This is a genomic window from Streptomyces sp. NPDC048734 (genome assembly GCF_043198675.1).
GTDB lineage: Bacteria > Actinomycetota > Actinomycetes > Streptomycetales > Streptomycetaceae > Streptomyces.
Genome location: NZ_JBICUZ010000019.1, coordinates 107,441 through 124,268 on the forward strand (window position 1 = coordinate 107,441; position 16,828 = coordinate 124,268).

14 protein-coding genes and 2 pseudogenes are annotated in these 16,828 nt (G+C 71.7%); 10 read left to right on the forward strand and 6 right to left on the reverse strand.

The annotated features are described in order from the left end of the window. Positions 1 to 6 precede the first annotated feature (6 nt). A complete protein-coding gene (locus ACGFQC_RS32780) occupies positions 7 to 1,194 on the reverse strand; it encodes a helix-turn-helix domain-containing protein (RefSeq protein ID WP_363091891.1) in 1,188 nt (395 codons plus the stop codon). A 164-nt stretch (positions 1,195 to 1,358) separates the two neighbouring features. On the opposite strand from ACGFQC_RS32780, the gene ACGFQC_RS32785 reads away from it, so the two are divergent. The 7 genes and pseudogenes from ACGFQC_RS32785 (at position 1,359) to cimA (ending at position 9,440) form a co-directional block, all read left to right on the forward strand. Beyond that, positions 1,359 to 2,285: a proline dehydrogenase family protein gene (locus ACGFQC_RS32785; RefSeq protein ID WP_363091872.1), complete on the forward strand. Its 927-nt coding sequence runs from the start codon at positions 1,359 to 1,361 to the stop codon at positions 2,283 to 2,285. A gap of 196 nt (positions 2,286 to 2,481) precedes the next feature. After that, the gene (gene pruA, locus ACGFQC_RS32790) at positions 2,482 to 4,113 is read left to right on the forward strand and encodes an L-glutamate gamma-semialdehyde dehydrogenase (protein WP_363091873.1); all 1,632 of its coding nucleotides are present in this window, start codon (positions 2,482 to 2,484) and stop codon (positions 4,111 to 4,113) included. A 359-nt stretch (positions 4,114 to 4,472) separates the two neighbouring features. Then, positions 4,473 to 4,604: a hypothetical protein gene (locus ACGFQC_RS32795; RefSeq protein ID WP_363091874.1), complete on the forward strand. Its 132-nt coding sequence runs from the start codon at positions 4,473 to 4,475 to the stop codon at positions 4,602 to 4,604. Positions 4,605 to 4,819: 215 nt separating this feature from the next. Then, the gene (locus ACGFQC_RS32800; RefSeq protein WP_363091875.1) at positions 4,820 to 5,863 is read left to right on the forward strand and encodes a 3-isopropylmalate dehydrogenase; all 1,044 of its coding nucleotides are present in this window, start codon (positions 4,820 to 4,822) and stop codon (positions 5,861 to 5,863) included. Between the two features lie 246 nt (positions 5,864 to 6,109). Further along, positions 6,110 to 7,198: a branched-chain amino acid aminotransferase gene (locus ACGFQC_RS32805; protein ID WP_363091876.1), complete on the forward strand. Its 1,089-nt coding sequence runs from the start codon at positions 6,110 to 6,112 to the stop codon at positions 7,196 to 7,198. Between the two features lie 149 nt (positions 7,199 to 7,347). Beyond that, positions 7,348 to 7,530 (forward strand): annotated as a pseudogene (locus tag ACGFQC_RS32810) (TetR family transcriptional regulator C-terminal domain-containing protein); the annotation flags it as partial. A gap of 305 nt (positions 7,531 to 7,835) precedes the next feature. Further along, on the forward strand, positions 7,836 to 9,440 hold the full coding sequence (cimA, locus tag ACGFQC_RS32815) for a citramalate synthase (RefSeq protein ID WP_363091877.1): 1,605 nt from the start codon (positions 7,836 to 7,838) through the stop codon (positions 9,438 to 9,440). A gap of 16 nt (positions 9,441 to 9,456) precedes the next feature. Here the strand turns inward: cimA and ACGFQC_RS32820 are convergent. Beyond that, positions 9,457 to 9,687 (reverse strand): annotated as a pseudogene (locus tag ACGFQC_RS32820) (RICIN domain-containing protein); the annotation flags it as partial. A 242-nt stretch (positions 9,688 to 9,929) separates the two neighbouring features. Between ACGFQC_RS32820 and ACGFQC_RS32825 the strand changes: the two are divergent. After that, positions 9,930 to 11,282 carry a hypothetical protein gene (locus tag ACGFQC_RS32825; RefSeq protein WP_363091878.1) on the forward strand — a complete coding sequence of 451 codons (1,353 nt, stop codon included), beginning with the start codon at positions 9,930 to 9,932 and terminating at the stop codon, positions 11,280 to 11,282. 152 nt (positions 11,283 to 11,434) lie between these two features. On the opposite strand, the gene ACGFQC_RS32830 is transcribed toward ACGFQC_RS32825, so the two are convergent. Both ACGFQC_RS32830 and ACGFQC_RS32835 read right to left on the reverse strand, forming a co-directional pair. Then, complete coding sequence (locus ACGFQC_RS32830; RefSeq protein ID WP_363091879.1) at positions 11,435 to 12,217, reverse strand: serine protease; 783 nt, start codon at positions 12,215 to 12,217, stop codon at positions 11,435 to 11,437. Between the two features lie 248 nt (positions 12,218 to 12,465). Then, positions 12,466 to 12,969: a GNAT family N-acetyltransferase gene (locus tag ACGFQC_RS32835; protein WP_363091880.1), complete on the reverse strand. Its 504-nt coding sequence runs from the start codon at positions 12,967 to 12,969 to the stop codon at positions 12,466 to 12,468. On the opposite strand from ACGFQC_RS32835, the gene ACGFQC_RS32840 reads away from it, so the two are divergent. Then, positions 12,968 to 13,669: an OmdA domain containing protein gene (locus tag ACGFQC_RS32840; RefSeq protein ID WP_363091881.1), complete on the forward strand. Its 702-nt coding sequence runs from the start codon at positions 12,968 to 12,970 to the stop codon at positions 13,667 to 13,669. The genes ACGFQC_RS32835 and ACGFQC_RS32840 overlap by 2 nt on opposite strands. A gap of 28 nt (positions 13,670 to 13,697) precedes the next feature. On the opposite strand, the gene ACGFQC_RS32845 is transcribed toward ACGFQC_RS32840, so the two are convergent. Continuing rightward, positions 13,698 to 14,333, reverse strand: a complete 636-nt coding sequence (locus ACGFQC_RS32845; RefSeq protein ID WP_363091882.1) for a hypothetical protein — start codon at positions 14,331 to 14,333, stop codon at positions 13,698 to 13,700. 516 nt (positions 14,334 to 14,849) lie between these two features. Beyond that, positions 14,850 to 15,467, reverse strand: a complete 618-nt coding sequence (locus tag ACGFQC_RS32850) for a YceI family protein (protein WP_363091883.1) — start codon at positions 15,465 to 15,467, stop codon at positions 14,850 to 14,852. 401 nt (positions 15,468 to 15,868) lie between these two features. Between ACGFQC_RS32850 and ACGFQC_RS32855 the strand changes: the two genes are divergently transcribed. After that, positions 15,869 to 16,828 (forward strand): acyl-CoA carboxylase subunit beta (locus ACGFQC_RS32855; protein WP_393289073.1); only part of this gene is annotated, 960 nt, incomplete at its 3' end.

Sequence of the window (16,828 nt, forward strand, 5' to 3'; positions counted from 1 at the left end):
GTGGACTCAGAGCCGCCGCGCCTTGAGGGCCATGTGCAGCAGCAGCCGGTCCTCGCCGTCGTCCAGGTCCAGTCCCGTCAGCTGCTCCACCCGCGACAGCCGGTAGTACAGCGTCTGCCGGTGGATCCCCAACTCGGCCGCCGCGCGCCCCGCCTGCCCCGCGCGGTCCAGGTACACCTCGGCGGTACGGGCCAGTTCACGATGGGCCGGGGCCGACAGGGTCCGTACGGCGGGGTCGTGGGCGGAGCCGGGCGGCAGCGAGGTCAGCAGCCGGTAGGGCCCGATCGACGCCCACGCGGCGGTCGGCCCGAGGCGCGGCTCCGCCAGCGCCGCCCGGGCCGCCGCCGACGCCTCCCGCCAGGCCGCCCCCAGCTCCGCGAGGCCCGCCCGCCCCGCCGCGACCCCGGCGGCGGCCGCCCCGCCGGCCCGCTCCAGCAGCCGTCCCGCCACCGAGGTCGCCGGGGTCGGGGTCTCCGCCGAGCGCAGCCGGACCAGCACCGCCAGGCACTGGCCGCTCACCCCCCACGGCACCGTGCACAGGGCCTCCGCGCCGGGCAGGGTGCGCAGGGACGGCGCGTCGTCGGGGTCGGCCGAGGGCCAGGGCGCCACGCACACCAGCGCGTGCGGGCCGTCCGCGCGGGCGCCGAGCGCGGTGCGCAGCTCCGCCACCGCCATGTCCCGCTGCCAGTCCCGGTCGGCGGCCAGGACCGCCCGCAGCTCGCGGGTGAGGCCGGCACCGTGCTGGGCCTCGTCGGCCAGCAGCGCGCCGATCCGTCCCGTCACCTCCATCGCGCCCGCCAGCTGGTCGTCCGAGGGCCCCGGGTCGCCGTCCAGCAGCCAGACGTAGCCGAGTGCGACCCCCCGGTGGCGCACCGGCAGGCAGACGCGGCCCCGGTGGACGCCGGCCTCCGGGGCCGGCGGGATGCGGACCGGGGCCGTGGCGCGGGTGATGCCGAAACCCTCGAACCAGGACCGGACCGCCGGGGTGGAGCGCCGGGTGAGGATCGAACGGGTGCGCACCGGGTCCAGGGCGGCGGCGTCCAGTTCGTCCTCGCTGTCGTAGGTGCCGAAGGCGATCAGCTCGAAGTCGCGGTTCTCCAGGGTCGCCGGGGCGCCGAGCAGCTCCGAGATCTCGTCGACCAGCTCCTGGTACTCACCCTTGAAATCCGCCGTCACCCGGTCATTCTCCCGCATCCCCGCGATCGCCTCATACATCTGTCTGAGATCCGCGGCACGGATGCGTGACAGCTGTCGATGGCCGACGATCGGAGGGATCCTTAGGTTTCACGGTGGTTCTCCGTGCCGTTCCCGAATCGTCGGGAAGCGGCCTCGTATGGGTTGGTATGTGGAGGTGCCCCGTGCTGGGTCCCGTGATTCTCGCCGCGTCGCGCAGCGACCGGATGCGACGCCTGATCTCGGCGGCCCCGGTGACGAAGCAGGTCGTGGACCGCTTCATCCCCGGCGAGACGGTGGACGACATCGTCCCGATCGTCGAGGAGCTGACCGCCAGGGGCCTGGAGCTGACGATGGACGTCGTCGGCGAGGACATCACCACCCCCGGACAGGCCACCGCCGCCCGCGACGCCTACCTCGAACTGGTGGACCGCCTCAAGGACCTCGACCTCGGCGAGAAGGTCGAGATGTCCGTCAAGCTGTCCATGTTCGGCCAAGCGCTGGAGGGGGGTCACGACCTGGCCCTCGCCAACGTCCGCCCGGTCGTCGAGGCCGCCGCCGCCATCGGCACGACCGTCACCCTGGACGCCGAGGACCACACCACCCTCGACTCGATGTTCGCCATCCACGAGGAACTGCGGAAGGACTTCCCGCAGACCGGCTGCGTCATCCAGGCCTACCTCTTCCGCACCGAGGCCGACGCCCGCCGCCTCGCGGAGAGCGGCAGCCGCGTCCGGCTCGTGAAGGGCGCCTACAAGGAGCCCGCCGAGGTCGCCCACCAGAACAAGCACGAGATCGACAAGGCGTACGTCCGCGTCCTGAGGACCCTGATGGACGGCGCGGGCTACCCGATGATCGGCTCGCACGACCCCCGCCTGATCTCCATCGGCCAGGAACTCGCGCGCAAGGCCGGGCGCAAGCCCGACGAGTACGAGTTCCAGATGCTCTACGGCATCCGCGGCGAGGAGCACCTGCGCCTGGCCGCGGAGGGCCACCGCATGCGCGTCTACACCGCCTACGGCACCGACTGGTACGGCTACTTCATGCGCCGGCTCGCGGAGAAGCCCGCGAACCTGCGCTTCTTCCTGCGGAGCATGGTCAGTCATGGCTGAGGTGACGAGGCCGTGCCGCGGCTCCGGCCGGGGGTCCGGGGGTTGTCCCCCGGGTAGACGCGGTATGCGCCGCCTGGCGGAGAGGCCCGCGAACCCGCGGTTCTTCCCGCGCTCGACGATCAGCAAGGGCTGAGGCGGCCCCCCTCCCGCCCGCCTCCCGGCAACACCCGCTCACGTACAAGGAGTTACGGATCCCATGGACGCTGTGACCCAGGTCCCCACCCCCGTCAACGAGCCGGTGCACGGCTACGCCCCCGGCTCGCCCGAGCGAGCCCGGCTGGAGGCCAGGCTCAAGGAGCTGGCCGACAACCCGATCGACCTGCCGATGACCATCGGCGGCGAGAAGCGGATGGGCGGCGGCGAGCGCTTCGACGTCGTGCAGCCGCACAACCACAAGGCACGCCTGGGCACCTACGCCAACGCCACCCACCAGGACGCCCAGGACGCCATCGACGCGGCCCTCGCCGCCGCGCCCGCCTGGCGCGCGATGTCCTTCGACGACCGCGCCGCGATCATCCTGCGCGCCGCCGAACTGCTGGCCGGCCCCTGGCGCGAGACCCTCGCGGCCTCCACCATGCTCGGCCAGTCGAAGACCGCCCAGCAGGCCGAGATCGACACCCCCTGCGAACTGGTCGACTTCTGGCGCTTCAACGTCGCCTACGCCCGCCAGATCCTCGCCGAGCAGCCCCCGGCGAACTCTCCGGGCGTGTGGAACCGGCTGGACCACCGTCCGCTGGAGGGCTTCGTCTACGCGATCACGCCGTTCAACTTCACGGCGATCGCGGGCAACCTGCCCACCGCGCCCGCGCTGATGGGCAACGTGGTGGTCTGGAAGCCGTCCCCGACCCAGACCCACGCCGCGGTGCTGCTGATGCGGCTCCTGGAGGAGGCCGGGCTGCCCAAGGGCGTCATCAACCTCGTCACCGGTGACGGCATCGCGGTGTCCGAGGTCGCCCTGGAGCACCGGGACCTGGCCGGCATCCACTTCACCGGCTCGACGAAGACCTTCCAGTACCTGTGGAAGACGGTCGGAGCCAACATCGAGAAGTACCGCTCCTACCCGCGCCTGGTCGGCGAGACCGGCGGCAAGGACTTCGTCGTCGCCCACCCGAGCGCCGACCCGGCCGTGCTGAAGACCGCCCTCACCCGCGGTGCCTTCGAGTACCAGGGCCAGAAGTGCTCCGCGACCTCGCGCGCCTACATCCCGGCCTCCCTGTGGAACTCGGGCTTCAAGGAGGAGTTCGCCGCCGAGGTCGACTCCCTCACCATGGGTGACGTGACCGACCTGTCGCACTTCATGGGCGCGGTCATCGACGAGCGGGCCTTCGCCAAGAACAAGGCCGCGATCGACCGCGCCGAGGCGGACCCGTCCTGCACGATCGTCGCGGGCGGCAGCTGTGACGACTCGGTCGGCTACTTCGTGCGCCCGACCGTCGTCGAGTGCACCGACCCGGAGAACGAGGTCTTCACGACCGAGTACTTCGGCCCGTTCCTCGCCGTCCACGTCTACGAGGACGACCGCTACGACGAGATGCTGACCCAGATGGAGTCGGTGTCCGACTACGCCCTCACCGGGTCGGTCATCGCGAACGACCGCGCGGCGGCGGCGTACACGATGGAGAAGCTGCGCTACGCGGCCGGCAACTTCTACATCAACGACAAGTCGACCGGCGCCGTCGTCGGCCAGCAGCCCTTCGGCGGCGGCCGCGCCTCCGGCACCGACGACAAGGCCGGCGCCCCGCAGAACCTGATGCGCTGGACCCTGACCCGCGCCATCAAGGAGACGCTGGTCCCGCCGACCGACTACACGTACCCGCACATGGGCTGACGCCCCCCCGCCCCACCCCGACGGGCCAGGTCCTTCCGACCTGGCCCGTCGGCATGTCCGGGTGACCGGTGTTCCCTGACGAACGCGCAGGTCGGGGCGGTGTGACCAGGACGCCGTCTCAGATAGTAGGAAGTCCGAGTAATTGTGGAGACAGGCGCGGGCTCCTCCCTTAGTTTTGTAGGAGCCGAACGTCTCGCTCGACCCAGCGAATGGCGGTCGTGAGCCGGGCCCCGTGCAGGCAACCCCTGCGGCACCGCTCCAACGGCCCGTCCGGGGGCACCTCCCACGCTCTTGAGGCAGTGGGGGAGTCACGTACACCCCGTCGAACTTTCTGGTTCCGCGAATGGAGTCGATTTCCCATGGCCGAGACGACCGTCCGCCGCCGCGTCCGCCACGCACCCCGTACGAGCGAGTCCGACCGCAAGAACGCCGCCGCGGCCCTCCAGCGCGCCCTCGACCGCCGTGACAACGGCGGCGAGACCGGTCACTGACCGGCCCTCACCGACCGGTGGCCGACGAGCGGCCGCTGGCCGACCGGCCGCGGGCCGGACCACCCGGAAGTCCGGGAGCCGCACCCGCACGGGCCGCGGCGCGGGACCCCGAATGGGACTTCGGGCACCGCGCCGCAGCCCGGACCCGTCACCCGCCCGTGTCCGCATCGCGGACGCTCCATGTCATTCCATGGGACGCCGAGTAGGGTGCTCACATGTCTCGCAGCATCAATCTCGCAGTGATCCCCGGTGACGGCATCGGCCAGGAGGTCGTGGCCGAGGGTCTCAAGGTCCTCTCCGCCGTCCTTCCGCAGGATGTGAAGCTGGAGACCAAGGAGTTCGACTTCGGCGCCCGGCGCTACCACGCCACCGGTGAGACCCTCACCGACGCCGACCTCGACGCGCTGAAGAAGCACGACGCGATCCTGCTCGGCGCGATCGGCGACCCGTCGGTGCCGTCCGGCGTCCTGGAACGCGGCTTCCTGCTCAAGCTCCGCTTCGCCTTCGACCACCACGTCAACCTGCGGCCGAGCAAGCTGCTGCCCGGTGTGGAGACCCCCCTCAAGGGTGAGCCCGAGATCGACTTCGTGGTCGTCCGCGAAGGCACCGAGGGCCCCTACACCGGCAACGGCGGCACCATCCGCAAGGGCACCGAGCACGAGGTCGCCACCGAGGTCTCCGTGAACACGGCCTTCGGTGTCGAGCGCGTCGTGCGGGACGCCTTCGCCCGCGCCCAGGCCCGCCCCCGCAAGAAGCTCACGCTGGTCCACAAGAACAACGTGCTGACCTTCGCGGGCCACCTGTGGACGAACATCTTCCACAAGGTCGCCGCGGAGTTCCCCGAGGTCACCACGGACTACATCCACGTGGACGCCGCGACGATCTACCTGGTCACGGACCCCGCCCGCTTCGACGTGATCGTCACCGACAACCTCTTCGGCGACATCATCACCGACCTCGCCGCGGCCGTCTCCGGCGGCATCGGCGTCGCCGCGAGCGGCAACATCAACCCCGCCGGCGACTTCCCGTCCATGTTCGAGCCCGTGCACGGCTCGGCCCCGGACATCGCGGGCCAGGGCAAGGCCGACCCCACCGCCACGGTCCTGTCCGTCGCCCTCCTGCTGCGTCACCTCGGCCACGAGTCCGAGGCCGCCCGCATCGAGGACGCCGTCTCCGCCGACCTGGCGGAACGCGCCGGCAAGCCGGCCCGCAGCACCACCGAGATCGGCGACGCGCTCGCCGTACGAGTAGCCGGCTGACGCCCGCGCCACCTCGAAACCATTCGAAGCCGCCGGGTCGCGTCCGCACCCGGCGGCTTTCGCATGTCCCCCGCCGGGTGCCACCATCGACCCCGGGCCGCGTTTCACCCCGTTTCTTCCACCGCCGACCTCGCGCGATAATCGAACGCGGAGCCGCGGAATGAGGGAATGCTCGGACGTCCTAGCACTGGGCGTACAGGAACGAAAGCGGCCCGTCACTACAACACCGGTGAAGGACAACCACTCATGACGACGCCCACGATCGAGCTCAAGCCCTCCGCCAGCCCGCTCTCCGACGCCGAGCGCGCGGCGATCCTGGCGAACCCCGGGTTCGGCCGCCACTTCACCGACCACATGGTGACGATCAAGTGGACCGAGGGCCGCGGCTGGCACGACGGCCAGCTCGTGCCGTACGCGCCGATCCCGCTCGACCCGGCGACGAACGTCCTGCACTACGCCCAGGAGATCTTCGAGGGCCTCAAGGCCTACCGCCGCCCCGACGGCTCCGTGGCCACCTTCCGCCCGGACCAGAACGCCAAGCGTTTCCAGCGCTCCGCCCGCCGTCTCGCCATGCCCGAGCTGCCGGTCGAGACGTTCGTCGAGGCCTGTGACGCGCTGATCCGCCAGGACGAGGCCTGGGTGCCCGCGCACGGTGGCGAGGAGTCCCTCTACCTGCGTCCCTTCATGATCGCGACCGAGGTCGGCCTCGGCGTGAAGCCCGCGAACGAGTACCTGTTCCTCGTCATCGCCTCGCCGGCCGGCGCCTACTTCGCCGGCGGGGTGAAGCCGGTCTCCATCTGGGTCTCCGAGGACCGCGTCCGTGCCGTGCCCGGTGGCATGGGCGACGCCAAGACCGGCGGCAACTACGCGGCCTCCCTGCTCGCCCAGGCCGAGGCCGCCGCCAAGGGCTGCGACCAGGTCTGCTACCTCGACGCGGTCGAGCACCGCTGGGTCGAGGAGCTCGGCGGCATGAACCTGTACTTCGTGTACGGCGACAAGATCGTCACGCCGACCCTCACCGGCTCCATCCTGGAGGGCGTCACCCGCGACTCCCTCCTCCAGGTCGCCCGCGACCTCGGGCTCGAGTCCGAGGAGCGCCGCGTCTCCCTCGAGCAGTGGCGGGGCGACGCCGCGAACGGCACCCTGACGGAGGTCTTCGCCTGCGGCACGGCCGCGGTCATCACCCCCGTGGGCACCGTCAAGCGCGCCGGTGCCGAGTGGCAGCACTCCGGCGGCGAGCCCGGCCCGGTCACCGTGAAGCTGCGCGAGGCGCTTCTCGACATCCAGCGCGGGAAGACCGAGGACCGGCACGGCTGGATGCACACGATCGGCTGACCCGCCCCCCCCGTCCCCGCGAGGGCCGCCCCGGACACGAGTCCGGGGCGGCCCTTTCGCGTACCCCTGCCGTCAGTTCGAGCAGCGTCAACCACTACCCCTGCAACGGCGGGGTCGTCCTGTGCGGCTTCGACGACCCGCGCGACGAGATCGCGGCCGGCGTCTCCCGCGGCGAGTTCCGCCCCGTCGATCCCGACCGGTTCGCCGCCCGGCTGCGGGCGCTGCTCGACGGCTTCTCCATCCACGTGGCGATCGGGCTGCGCGGCACCGACCGCGAGCAGCTCATCGGGCACGTGACGGAGTTCGTGGCGGACGCCCTGCTCGCATCGTGACGGACACTCTGCTCGCATCCTGAGACAGTCGGTGAGCACGGTGCTGCCCTGTGTCAGACTCCTCCCGTGCTCTCGTTCGCCACGATTATTGGCAGCAGGCGCGCCGGTCCGCAGTGACCGCCACGTACGACCAGGTACGGGCGGCCACCGTCGTCCTCGACCCGCGCGCAGACCTCTCGCACCCGCGAGGGGTTTTTCGTTTTCCTGGCCCACCTTCAGCCGGGAAGCAGGCGCGAGGGACCATGGGGGGACGGTGGAGCCGGTCATTCCGGTAGACCGAGATCCAAAACAGGAGCCTTGAGACCATGACGGAAACCAGCGAGCTCGACGACTCGTTCCACGTCTTCGACACCACCCTGCGCGACGGCGCCCAGCGCGAGGGCATCAACCTCACGGTCGCCGACAAGCTCGCGATCGCACGGCACCTGGACGAGTTCGGCGTCGGCTTCATCGAGGGCGGCTGGCCCGGCGCCAACCCGCGCGACACCGAGTTCTTCGCCCGGGCGCGGCAGGAGATCGACTTCCGGCACGCCCAGCTCGTCGCCTTCGGCGCCACCCGCCGGGCCGGCGCCAAGGCCTCCGAGGACCCCCAGGTCAAAGCACTCCTCGACGCGGGCGCCGACGTGATCACGCTGGTGGCCAAGTCGCACGACCGGCACGTGGAACTGGCCCTGCGCACCACGCTGGAGGAGAACCTGGCGATGGTCGGCGACACGGTGTCCTTCCTCAAGGAGCAGGGCCGCCGCGTCTTCGTCGACTGCGAGCACTTCTTCGACGGCTACCGCGCGAACCCCGAGTACGCCAAGGCCGTCGTCCGGACGGCGGCGGAGGCCGGCGCGGACGTCGTCATCCTCTGCGACACCAACGGCGGCATGCTGCCCGCCCAGATCCAGGCCGTCGTCTCCACCGTCCTCGCCGACACCGGCGCCCGCCTCGGCATCCACGCCCAGGACGACACCGGCTGCGCGGTCGCCAACACCCTCGCCGCCGTCGACGCGGGCGCCACCCACGTGCAGTGCACGGCCAACGGCTACGGCGAGCGCGTCGGCAACGCCAACCTGTTCCCGGTCGTCGCCGCGCTGGAGCTGAAGTACGGCAAGAAGGTCCTCCCCGAGGGCCGGCTGCGCGAGATGACCCGCATCTCGCACGCCATCGCGGAGGTCGTCAACCTCACGCCCTCCACCCACCAGCCGTACGTGGGAGTCTCCGCCTTCGCCCACAAGGCCGGCCTGCACGCCTCCGCCATCAAGGTCGACCCGGACCTGTACCAGCACATCGACCCCGAGATGGTCGGCAACACCATGCGGATGCTCGTCTCCGACATGGCCGGCCGCGCCTCGGTCGAGCTGAAGGGCAAGGAGCTGGGCATCGACCTGGGCGGCGACCGCGAACTGGTCGGCCGCGTCGTCGACCGGGTCAAGGAACGCGAGCTGAAGGGCTACACGTACGAGGCGGCCGACGCCAGCTTCGAGCTGCTGCTGCGCGCCGAGGTCGAGGGCCGGCCGCTGAAGTACTTCGACGTCGAGTCCTGGCGGGCCATCGTCGAGGACCGCCCCGACGGCACCCACGCCAACGAGGCCACCGTCAAGCTGTGGGCCAAGGGCGAGCGCATCGTCGCCACCGCGGAGGGCAACGGCCCGGTGAACGCCCTCGACCGCGCCCTGCGCGTGGCCCTGGAGAAGATCTACCCCCAGCTCGCCAAGCTGGACCTGGTGGACTACAAGGTCCGCATCCTGGAGGGCGTGCACGGCACCCAGTCCACGACCCGCGTCCTGATCTCCACCACCGACGGCAGCGGCGAGTGGTCCACGGTGGGCGTCGCCGAGAACGTGATCGCCGCGTCCTGGCAGGCCCTGGAGGACGCCTACACCTACGGGCTGCTGCGGGCGGGGGTGGCCCCGGCCGAGTAGGCCGGGGCCACCGGGATCACCGCGGGGTCCACTTCTGGTCGGCGGCGCCCGTGCAGCTCCACATCTGGGCCCGGGCGCCGTTGGCGGAGGAGTCGTCGCTCACGTCGAGACACTTGTCCGCGGCGGTGTTCACCACGTCCCCGGTCGACGCGTCGTACGACCACCGCTGCGCGCCCGAGCCGTCGCAGCCGTGGAGCTGCACCTCGGCGCCGTCGGCCGTGGACGCCGAGGTCACGTCCAGGCACTTCGCCCCTCCCTGACGGGATGCCCTGACGGGACGCCCTGACGGGTGTGCGGGCGGAGAGGGCGGACGGCGGGGGCGGCCTCACCCGCTCCCGCCGTCGGCCGGACGCCGCGGAGAGGTGTCACGCAGAGGTGTCACGCAGAGGCGCCACGCAGAGGTACCGCGGAATCCGGCAGAGCGGACCGCAGGACCCGGCTCCCGCTCAGGTTGCCCTGCTTTGTAGCGGTAAGAGGTAGCTTCGAAGTATGAAGGTCGCACTTTCGACTCGAGGCCTTGCCGGACTGCTCCTCGCGCTGGCGCTCGCCACCCTGACCCTGCTGTCGGCGGGCGCCCCGCGCGCCGCGGCCGAGACCAGTGTGTCGACGATCGCCGCGGCCCTGCGCGAGAGCCCCGTCTACGTCGACCCGGCGGCGTCCGCCCAGCTCTCCCAGGCGGACGCCCACGCCCTCCAGGAGAAGATCGAGAACGCCGACAAACCCGTCTTCGTCGCGGTCCTCCCCGCCGGCTACCCGACGGAGAACCTGTTCACCGACCTGCGCACCGCCACCGGCGTGACCGGTCTCTACGCGATCCGCCTCGGCGACCGCTTCGACGCCCGCGCCGACTCCTCGGTCCTGCCGACGTCCGCGGTGCGCAACCTCGTCACCGGTGTCCAGGGCGAGAGCGACGCCAGGGCCCAGCTGAACGACTTCACCGACCGGGCCGTCGCCAACATGGGCGGCTCCGCCCCCACGGGCTGGGGCTCCCCGGACGGCGGCGGGGTGCCGACGGCCGGCCTGGTCACCGCGGGCGTGCTGGTCGCGGTCGGCGGCGCCGGTGCGTACACCCTCGTACGGCGCAACCGCCGACGGCACGCGCAGGAGCAGCGGGCCGCCCTGGAACGGCTCCGGGTCGTCGTCGACGAGGACATCACCGCCTTCGGCGAGGAACTCGACCGGCTCGACTTCCACCCTGCCGAGCCCGGTGCCGACGACGCGATGCGCGGCGACTACGCGTACGCCCTCGATGCCTACGAGAAGGCCAAGTCGTCCATGGCGGACGCGACGAGACCGGAGGACGTGCGTCCCGTCACCGAGGTCCTGGAGGACGGCCGTTTCGCCCTGGCCCGGCTCGCCGCCCGCCGGGCCGGCGAACCGCTGCCCGAGCGCCGCCCGCCGTGCTTCTTCGACCCGCGCCACGGACCCTCCGTCGCCGACGCGGCCTGGACCCCGCCCGGCGGGGCCGCCCGCCAGGTCCCGGTCTGCGCGTCGGACCGCACCCGCCTCGATGACGGCCGCGACCCCGTGGTCCGCGAGGTCGACACCGACTACGGCCGCCGCCCCTACTGGGAGGCGGGCCCGGCCTACGGCCCCTGGGCGGGCGGCTACTTCGGCGGCGGCCTGCTGCCCGGCCTGCTCGTCGGCACGATGCTCGGCGGCCTGATGGCCACCCCCTCCTACGCCTCCGACTACGGCAGCGGCTACGGCGACTTCGGCGGCGGCTACGAGGGCGGCGACGTGTCCGGAGCGGACTTCGACACCGGCAGCTTCGGTGACTTCGGCGGTGGCGGCGGGGGAGGAGACTTCGGGGGCGGAGGAGACTTCGGCGGAGGGCTCTGACGCTGACCGCTGCTTTCCGGCTGGCCCACCGTCGACGGCAGACAGCAGACAGCAGGGCGCGGATCGCCCACCGCCCACCGCCGTGCACGGGCCCTGCGCTTCCGGCGCAGGGCCCGTGCACGGCGTGCGGACGCGGTGGGAGTACGGGTGGGTCAGAGCGAGGCCGCCGCCGAGGCGATGGCCGAGGCGAACGTGGAGACCTCGCTGTAGACGCCGGGCGCGTTGGGCCGGGCGCAGCCGATGCCCCAGCTGACGATGCCGACCTGGATCCACGCGTTGGCCGAGTCGCGGCGGAACATCGGGCCGCCGGAGTCGCCCTGGCAGGTGTCGACGCCGCCGGCCGCGTACCCGGCGCAGATCTCGTCGCTCGCGATCAGGCCGCTGTAACCGCTGTAGGAACGACAGGTGGCGTCGCTGACGAACGGCACGGTCGCCTTGAGCAGGTACCGCTGCTGGGCGCCGCCCTCGGTGGCCGAGCCCCAGCCGGCGACGGTGAAGGTACCGGTGTTGTACTGCGTGGTGGTCGCGATCTTCAGCGTCGGCAGGTTGATGGGCTGTGCCAGCTTGATGAGGGCCCAGTCCTTGCCGTTGCCGTTGTAGCCGGGGGCCCGGTAGACGTAGGTGGAGCGGACCTGGACCCGGCCGGTGGTGGACTGGAGGTCCACGACGCCGGCGGTGGCGGTGATGCTGGTGTTGGCGCCGGTCGAGCCCACGCAGTGCGCGGCGGTGAGCACGATCTGCTGGGTGTAGAGCGCGCCGCCGCAGCCCATGGAGAGCCGGACCATGAACGGGAACTCGCCCTGTGCGGCGCGGGTTCCGCCCACGACGGGCGAGGGCGCGGCCTGGGCGGACGAGACGGGCTGAAGGCTGGCGATCGCGAGGGCGGCGGCGCCGACGGCCGCGAGTCTCTTGAGAGCCGTGAGGAGTTTCTTCAACGTGATGCCTTCCGTGGGGGGTTGACCCGGAGTCGGGGGGATCTGGTGGTGCCCGAAACACGGAATTGACGCGCCCATGACAATAGTGGCAATAAAGAAACGCCCATCTGCTGGCATGGGCGGGTCAAATCTGTTGCTGGATTATGAGAACGCCGCAAGCCTTCGCACAAGGGGTGCGATCCGGCCACGCCCGAGCACCCGCCGGGCCCCTCGCCGAGGCGGGCGTCCGACGCGGAGCCGGCCCCCGCCTACGCGGGCGGCCGGCCGTCGACGGCCGGTGCGAGGGCGGCGAGATCGGTGAGCGGCCCGCCGCTGAGCCGGCACACCTTCCACTCCTCCAGCAGTTCCACGCCGAGCGACTCGTAGAAGCCGATGGCCGGCTCGTTCCAGGCCAGCACCCACCACTCGAACCGCTCGAAACCGCTGCGCACGCAGATCGCGGCGAGGGCCGCCAGCAGCGCCTTGCCGTACCCGCCGCCACGGGCGTGCGGACGGACGTAGAGATCCTCCAGATGCATGCCCCGCGTCCCGGTCCAGGTCGAGAACCGGGGGAACCACAGGGCGAAGCCGACGACCTCCCCGCCGTCGTCCTGCGCGATCAGCGCCCGCGCCGCGGGATGCTCACCGAACAGCGCCTCCCGCACCTGCTCCTCCGTGGCCCGGGCCTGCTCGACGGCCCGTTCGTACGCGGCGAGTTCACGGATCATCGCCCTGATCTCGGCGACGTCGTCCACGGTGGCGGTTCGGATCATGGGACGGATCATGCGGTACGGCGGTCAGGACCGTCCAAGCGGCGGGCGACCCGCACCCGTCCGCCCACCCGCGGAGGAGGATCGCTCGAAGGAGGACAGTGACGGACCTACAGGGCTTCTGGCCTGGGCCCATGACCGAGCCCCCACGCCCCTCGCGTTCCCCACCGCCTCCGACCTGGACGCCTGGCTCACCGCGCACCCCGCGCCGCACCCCGGACTCTGGGCCGAGGTCGCCAAGAAGGGGTCGGGGGTGGACTCCGTCACGGCCGCCGAGGTCAACGACGCGGCCCTCTGCCACGGCTGGACCACCGGTCGGCGCAAGGGCTTCGACGAGGTGTGGTTCCTCCAGCGGATCACCCCGCGCCGGCCGGGCGGCCTCTGGTCGGCGGTCAACGTGCGCCGGGTGGAGGAGCTGACCTCGGCCGGCCGGATGCGGCCGCCCGGGCTCGCCGAGGTGGCGGCGGCGCGGGCCGACGGACGGTGGGCGGCGGCGTACGCCTCACAGCAGGACGCCACCGTCCCCGCGGAGCTCGAGACCGCCCTGGAACACAGCCCACGGGCCGCGCGGTCTTCGAGCGGCTGGGCCGCACCGACCGGTACCTCGCCATGCTCGGCGTGCTCCGCGCCCGCTCCCGCAGCGCGGACCGCCCGTGCGGCGACCGCCGTCGCGCGGCGGGAGGCGGCGGCCGACGACGTCTGACGCGCGGCCGGCCCTCCGGCGAGGGCGGTCAGCCCTGTACGGCCGCCTTCGTCAGCCGGATCAGTTCGTCGAAGTCGATGGCTCCCGGGTCGCCGTGGTCGTTCTCCGGCACGTGCATGTGCCCGCACACGCCCTTGAAGGCGTTCCAGCGTGCCCTGCTCATCCGCTGCCCGGCCGCGTTCCCGTAGGACCTCGGGTACGCCGGCCACAGCGCCGGGCCGCGCAGCGGTACGTCGTGCTCCTCGTGCGCCCACGCCAGGAAGCGGGCGAGTCCCCGGAGCGCCCACTCCGGCGCCTTCGGCCAGTAGACGTGGGCCTTCCCGCTCGTCTGCCACTTGGTGTGCGTCTCGGGGTCGCAGGTGCCGACCAGCTCCACCTGGCAGACGTTCAGCGTGTTGGTCTCCACCCCGCCGGGCCTGTTGCGCAGGGCGCGGGAGGAGATGTCGATGTCGAAGTGCTGGTACCACGTCAGCTTCTTCGCCGCGAGGTCCGGCACCGCCGTGAGGTTGGGCGCGGAGGCGCCGCCCTGGTAGCCGGGCAGTGAGCGGCCCTCGGTGGTGTGCAGGACGACGACGTTGACCTCCATCCGGTCGCCGCCGAAGTCGTCCTGGTACCAGTGGTCACGGTGTGCGCCGGGGTAGTGCTGCGGTCCGGTCCTGGTCATGGCGCCTCCTCGGTCACGATCCCCGGCCGCGTCGGCGGGGACGCCCTGATGAACGACCGACACCCACGACCGTCGCGCACCCGGCGGCCCCGCACCTGTGTCCGGGTCCGCCCCGTCCTCGCGCCCCGTCCCGCCGGGCGCCTGCTTCCCGCCCGCACCGACGTCCGCGCCCGCGTCCGCGCCGAGCACCGGGCACGCGCCGCGTCCCGCGTCCGTGCCCGGACCTGCGGGCACGTCCCGGTCCACCCCCGGTCCGTGACCGCTCCGGCGTCCCGCCCCCGTGCCCGCGTTCCGTTCGCGCCGGCGCCCGCCCGCCCCGTGCCCGTGCTTCGCGCGCCGGAACCCGCCCCGCGCCCGCGCCCCGAGTGCTCGAACCCGCTCCGCGCCCCGCGTGCGTCCCGCCCCCGCCCCCGCACCCCGCTGCCTCCCCCGCCCCGCCCGGACATGCCGAGCGCCCGCCCTCCCACGGGGGAGTGGAGGACGGGCGCGCTCAGGGTGCGTGGCGTCGGTGACGCGTCACGCGTTCTTGATGGCCGAGACGTCGAAGTTCAGCTTGATCTTGTCGGAGACCAGGACGCCGCCGGTCTCCAGCGCCGCGTTCCAGGTCAGGCCCCACTCGGAGCGCAGGATCTCCGCCTTGCCCTCGAAGCCGACGCGCTCGTTGCCGAACGGGTCCTTGGCGGAGCCGTTGAACTCCAGGTCGATGGTGAGCGGCTTGGTGATGCCGAGGATGCTCAGGTCGCCGGTGATGCGGTAGTCGTCGCCGCCCAGGGCCTCCGCGCCGGTCGAGCGGAAGGTCATCTTCGGGAACTCGTCGGTCTTGAAGAAGTCCGCGGTCCTGAGGTGGTTGTCGCGGTCGGCGGACCCGGTGTCGACGCTCTGCATCACGACGTCGATGGTGGCGGTGGACCTGGCCGGGTCGGCACCGTCGAGGTGCAGCGAGCCGGTGAACTCGTTGAACTTGCCCTTGACGTTGGTGACCATGGCGTGCCGGGCGACGAACCCGATGGTCGAGTGCGCCGGGTCGATCGTGTAGTCGCCGGTCAGGGCGGCGAGGTCCGGGTTCACCGCGGCTGCCGTGGTCGCGGTGGTCGCGGTGGTCTCGTCGGTGTTCTTGCGGCCGAAGATGCCCATGTCGTGCTCCTTGGGGACGGATCGATCAGCGGATCGATGAAGCGGGCGATGATGTTGAATGTTCAACGATGCCTTCAACGAGGTGGACCGTAGACCTATTCCGTTCAACTTTCAACTTCATTCGCGCATGTCTTCCGGATGCCCTTCCATCGTCGCGCGCGGCCGCCTTCCCGGGGTCCCCGCGCGGTCCCCGTCACTCCACTGGGCGGCGTCCGTCGGGCGATGATGTGAAGTCGATCTCACCGTCGCTCTTTGTGTGACCTCCACAAGCGGCACGGGTCCTGAGCAGTCGGAACGCCTGCATGTCGGCATGGTTCTGTTCAGGGCTACCAGGAAAACGCGCCGGAGACTGTACGGAGTCGACGTCTCACTTTCCTTGGCGGTCTTCGTAAGGTCACTACATGACCGTTTTGGAAGAGACGACCGGTGAGCCGACCGCCGAGCCTTCGGACGCGCGCGGGCGTGTCGCCGAGTTGCACGGGATCCGTGCGCAGGCGCTGGCCGGGCCGGGCGAGCGGGCGACCCGGGCGCAGCATGCGAAGGGCAAGCTGACCGCCCGGGAGCGGATCGGGCTGCTGCTGGACGCGGGGTCCTTCCAGGAGGTGGAGCAGTTGCGCCGGCACCGGGCGACGGGGTTCGGTCTGGAGGCGAAGAGGCCGTACACGGACGGTGTCGTGACCGGCTGGGGCACGGTGGAGGGGCGTACGGTCTTCGTCTACGCCCATGACTTCCGCATCTTCGGCGGTGCGCTGGGTGAGGCCCACGCCACCAAGATCCACAAGATCATGGACATGGCGATCGCGGCGGGGGCCCCGCTGGTGTCGTTGAACGACGGTGCGGGGGCCCGTATCCAGGAGGGTGTCTCCGCGCTCGCCGGTTACGGCGGCATCTTCCAGCGCAACACCCGGGCGTCCGGCGTCATCCCGCAGATCAGTGTGATGCTCGGCCCGTGCGCGGGCGGCGCGGCCTACAGCCCGGCCCTGACCGACTTCGTCTTCATGGTCCGTGAGACCTCGCAGATGTTCATCACCGGTCCCGACGTGGTCAAGGCCGTGACCGGCGAGGAGATCACGCAGAACGGTCTGGGCGGTGCCGACGTGCACGCCGAGACCTCCGGCGTCTGCCACTTCGCCTACGACGACGAGGAGACCTGCATCGCGGAGGTGCGCTACCTCCTGTCGCTGCTCCCGCAGAACAACCGCGAGAACCCGCCGCGCCACGAGTCCACGGACCCGGCCGACCGCCGCAGCGACGCCCTGCTCGACCTGGTCCCGGCGGACGGCAACCGGCCGTACGACATGACCAAGGTCATCGAGGAGATCGTCGACGACGGCGAGTACCTGGAGGTCCACGAGCGCTGG

Coding starts and splice junctions, on each gene's coding strand:
- ACGFQC_RS32825 (WP_363091878.1), top strand. CDS start 9,930: ATGAAGGTCGCACTTTCGACTCGAGGCCTTGCCGGACTGCTCCTCGCG.
- ACGFQC_RS32845 (WP_363091882.1), bottom strand. CDS start 14,333: ATGACCAGGACCGGACCGCAGCACTACCCCGGCGCACACCGTGACCAC.
- ACGFQC_RS32850 (WP_363091883.1), bottom strand. CDS start 15,467: ATGGGCATCTTCGGCCGCAAGAACACCGACGAGACCACCGCGACCACC.
- ACGFQC_RS32795 (WP_363091874.1), top strand. CDS start 4,473: ATGGCCGAGACGACCGTCCGCCGCCGCGTCCGCCACGCACCCCGTACG.
- ACGFQC_RS32800 (WP_363091875.1), top strand. CDS start 4,820: ATGTCTCGCAGCATCAATCTCGCAGTGATCCCCGGTGACGGCATCGGC.
- ACGFQC_RS32840 (WP_363091881.1), top strand. CDS start 12,968: ATGGGACGGATCATGCGGTACGGCGGTCAGGACCGTCCAAGCGGCGGG.
- ACGFQC_RS32835 (WP_363091880.1), bottom strand. CDS start 12,969: ATGATCCGAACCGCCACCGTGGACGACGTCGCCGAGATCAGGGCGATG.
- ACGFQC_RS32805 (WP_363091876.1), top strand. CDS start 6,110: ATGACGACGCCCACGATCGAGCTCAAGCCCTCCGCCAGCCCGCTCTCC.
- pruA (WP_363091873.1), top strand. CDS start 2,482: ATGGACGCTGTGACCCAGGTCCCCACCCCCGTCAACGAGCCGGTGCAC.
- ACGFQC_RS32780 (WP_363091891.1), bottom strand. CDS start 1,194: ATGCGGGAGAATGACCGGGTGACGGCGGATTTCAAGGGTGAGTACCAG.
- cimA (WP_363091877.1), top strand. CDS start 7,836: ATGACGGAAACCAGCGAGCTCGACGACTCGTTCCACGTCTTCGACACC.